2 protein-coding genes and 1 tRNA gene are annotated in these 3113 nt (G+C 64.1%); 2 read left to right on the top strand and 1 reads right to left on the bottom strand.

The genetic code is table 11. The annotated features are described in order from the left end of the window. The first annotated feature begins 213 nt into the window (after positions 1 to 213). Together A2J03_RS25350 and A2J03_RS25345 are read left to right on the top strand one after the other, a co-directional pair. Positions 214 to 1401, top strand: coding sequence for a DNA polymerase III subunit delta' (locus A2J03_RS25350; RefSeq protein WP_068379692.1), 1188 nt, complete (start codon positions 214 to 216; stop codon positions 1399 to 1401). Positions 1402 to 1719: 318 nt separating this feature from the next. Further along, positions 1720 to 1792: transfer RNA gene (locus A2J03_RS25345), tRNA-Thr, on the top strand. A 68-nt stretch (positions 1793 to 1860) separates the two neighbouring features. Here the strand turns inward: A2J03_RS25345 and A2J03_RS25340 are convergent. Continuing rightward, positions 1861 to 3113: site-specific integrase (locus A2J03_RS25340; RefSeq protein ID WP_231912712.1), on the bottom strand; the 1253-nt coding region annotated here is incomplete at its 5' end.

The following is a 3113-nucleotide window of genomic DNA, read 5'->3' as shown; positions in this document are numbered from 1 at the left end:
ACACGACGTACCTGTATGTCCTCGACGACGACATGTACGCGACGCAGACCATGACGGAGGCGGGCGCAGTCTCGATGTACATCTCCGAAGCCGGCGATGCCTCCCTGGCCGATGAGCGTCAGTCGTTGTTGGAGAGGTTCGACGTGATCGCGCCCTACTTCCCCCCACCTCGCTGAGAATCCGAGTCGGACCCGCCGACTAAGCTGCTCAGTCATGGCTGGAGTATTCGATCGACTGATCGGCCAAGAGGACGTCGAAGCAGAATTGACGGGCGCAGCCGTCGGAGCCCGCACCGGCGCGCCCGGATCGGCGATGACGCACTCCTGGTTGTTCACCGGCCCTCCCGGATCGGGTCGATCGATCGCAGCACTGTGCTTCGCCGCAGCACTCCAGTGCACCACCGAGGGTGTGCCTGGTTGTGGCGAGTGCCACGCATGCACGACGACGATGGCAGGCACTCACGGCGATGTTCGACGCATCATCCCGCAGGGACTGAGCATCAGCGTCAAGGAGATGCGCGAAATCGTGCAGATCGCTGCCCGTCGGCCGAGCACCGGGCGTTGGCAGATCGTCGTGATCGAGGACGCGGATCGACTCAGCGAGGCCGCTGCAAATGCGCTGTTGAAGGTCGTCGAGGAACCGCCCGTACGGACCGTCATGCTGTTGTGTGCACCGTCGACCGATCCCGAGGACATGTCGGTGACGCTCCGGTCCAGGTGCCGTCACGTCCATCTCGTCACGCCCACGGCGTCGGCGATCGCCCAGGTGTTGCAGACCAGGGACAAGCTCGACGAGAAGACCGCGCAGTGGGCGGCGTCGGTCAGCGGTGGTCACGTCGGCCGCGCCCGTCGACTGGCGAAAGACGAAGACGCGCGTGCCCGACGCATCCGCGCGCTTGGCCTCGCTTCCGCTGCAGCCCGGCCGAACCAGGCGTACCTCGCTGCCGAGGAGATGGTGAAGGCTGCCGAGACCGAAGCCGCCGAGATCAGTGCCGCGCTCGACGGCGTCGAGATGGAAGAATTGCGCACCGCGCTCGGGGCAGGCGGTACCGGTAAGGGTGCGGCAGGCGCCCTGCGAGGGTCGGCGGGCGTGATCAAGGAATTGGAAGCTCGGCAGAAGTCGAGGCGTACCCGAAATCTTCGAGATTCCTTCGACCGCGCGTTGATCGACCTTGCGGGACTGTACCGAGATGCACTTGCTCGGTCGTACGGATCGACCGCCGTCCTGAATCATCCGGACATGTCCGAGCAGATCGAACGTATGGCGCGGGGTGCATCCCCGGAGGCTTTGCTGAAGAGCATCGAGGCGATTCTCGTGTGTCGTGAAGCGTTGGCGCTCAATGCCAAGCCGAAGTTCGCGGTCTACGCAATGGTCGCGCAGCTGGGTGCGGCGCTGCGCTGACTGTTGTCGGCCGAGTCACTATCGCTTGAATGGTCCATCCATACGGTCAGATAGCTTCGTCGGTCCATCCAAGCGATGGTCCGGCCGTGCGCCCCACCGCTTGGATGGTCCATCCATACGATCAGATAGCTTCGACGGTCCATTCAAGCGATGGGGGCCGGGGCACCCTCGTCACCGGTGTCCGACGACGTGACCAGGTACTTCACGTCAGTTCTTGCCGGTCCGGTCGAGGGGTTGGCCGGCGCAGCCTGAGCTCGAGGATGGGCGATTTCAGTTTCGATGGGATGCTCCGTTAGACTCATCAACGCCGAAAGGCACGCCGCCTTAGCTCAGTCGGTAGAGCATTTCACTCGTAATGAAAAGGTCAAGAGTTCGATTCTCTTAGGCGGCTCGCAAGAGGGCAGGTCAGAGGTAGTTTCCATAACCTCGGTCCTGCCCTTTTTCGTCCCCAGGGCACGTTTATGGCACAGATTGAATCGGCGCCAGCTTGTCGAGAACACTGCTGACGTCCGGGGCCATCGTCGCGCGCTCGATGTAGTGCTTCTCCGTGACCGCGCTTCCCGAGTGTCCGAGCTGAGCCGACGCCGCGCTCAGTCCGAGTTCGCGCTCGATCATCGTCCCGACGGTCTTGCGGAAGCTGTGCGGCTTCACCCAGGCGTAGTCGTCGCCTCGCACAAGACGCCACGAGGTTCGCACGTTGCCCGGCCACCGAGGTGTGCCCAGCCGCGACGGGAACACCAGACCCTCGGATGACGGGATATCGCGGTCGCGCTGCCTTCTCAGGGCATCGGCTGAAAAGCCGGGGATGGTCACGGTCCGTCGACCGCTCTTCGTCTTCGGATGGTCCTGGCGGAACACTCCGGTGCCGGCCAGCTCGACGAGCGTTCCCGATACGGTCACGACGACCGGGCCGCTGCCGTCCAGGCCGTCGATGTCCCGCCATCTCAGCGCGAGGCATTCGCCGATCCGAGTCCCAGTGCCGATCATTACATCGATGATCTCGGCCAGATCGTGGGCACGCTTCGGGCCGAATCGCTTCGAGCCGTCACCCAGGTCTCGGTTTTGCCATGCGTGGACTCGGCGGCGAAGCTCGTGCACATCCGCGACAGTGAGCGCTCGCGCGGGGTTGCTCGAGGTCGGCGCACGGCTGGTATCAGCTACCGGGTTGTAGTCGACTGCATCGAGTCGGGCCGCAAAGGCGAACGCTTGGCTGAGAATCCCGCGCGCGTCCCGCTTGCCCGAGTCGGTCCGCACGGCCCGCAGGAATGTCTCGATCCGGCCCGTGGTCGCCTCGTGTAGTCGAACGTTGCTCAGGCCCGGCGCGATGATCTTGTCGATGCAGCGCTGGTACCCGGCGAGGGTCTGCGGTGAGCGCGTACCCCTCGGCGCTGGCGTGGCAATCCACAGTTCCAGCAGTTCGCCCACGGTCGACTTGCCGGTGAGACCGTTGCCGCCCTGGGATCGTTGTCTGTCTCGAAGAGAAACCTTCAGTGCTGCTTCAGCTTTCGCGCCGCTGCTGCCGTTCGTTTTCACCTGTCGGGTGACACCGTCGTAGTCGCGGTACCGGGTCCGGGCTACCCATGTACCGGTCGGGTGGCCGTTGCTGTCCTTGAGTTCAGTCCGGGTGATCTTTCCCCACGTACCGAGTTCGAGCGGTGGCCTAGGCATCGTCACCTGACTGACTTGTGGTGTCGCTGCGCACCACCTTCCCG

The sequence above is a fragment of the Rhodococcus sp. EPR-157 genome (assembly GCF_001647195.1).
Classification (GTDB): domain Bacteria; phylum Actinomycetota; class Actinomycetes; order Mycobacteriales; family Mycobacteriaceae; genus Rhodococcoides.
The sequence above is the reverse complement of the archived record's forward strand: the minus strand, read 5'-3'. Positions and strand labels throughout refer to the sequence as shown.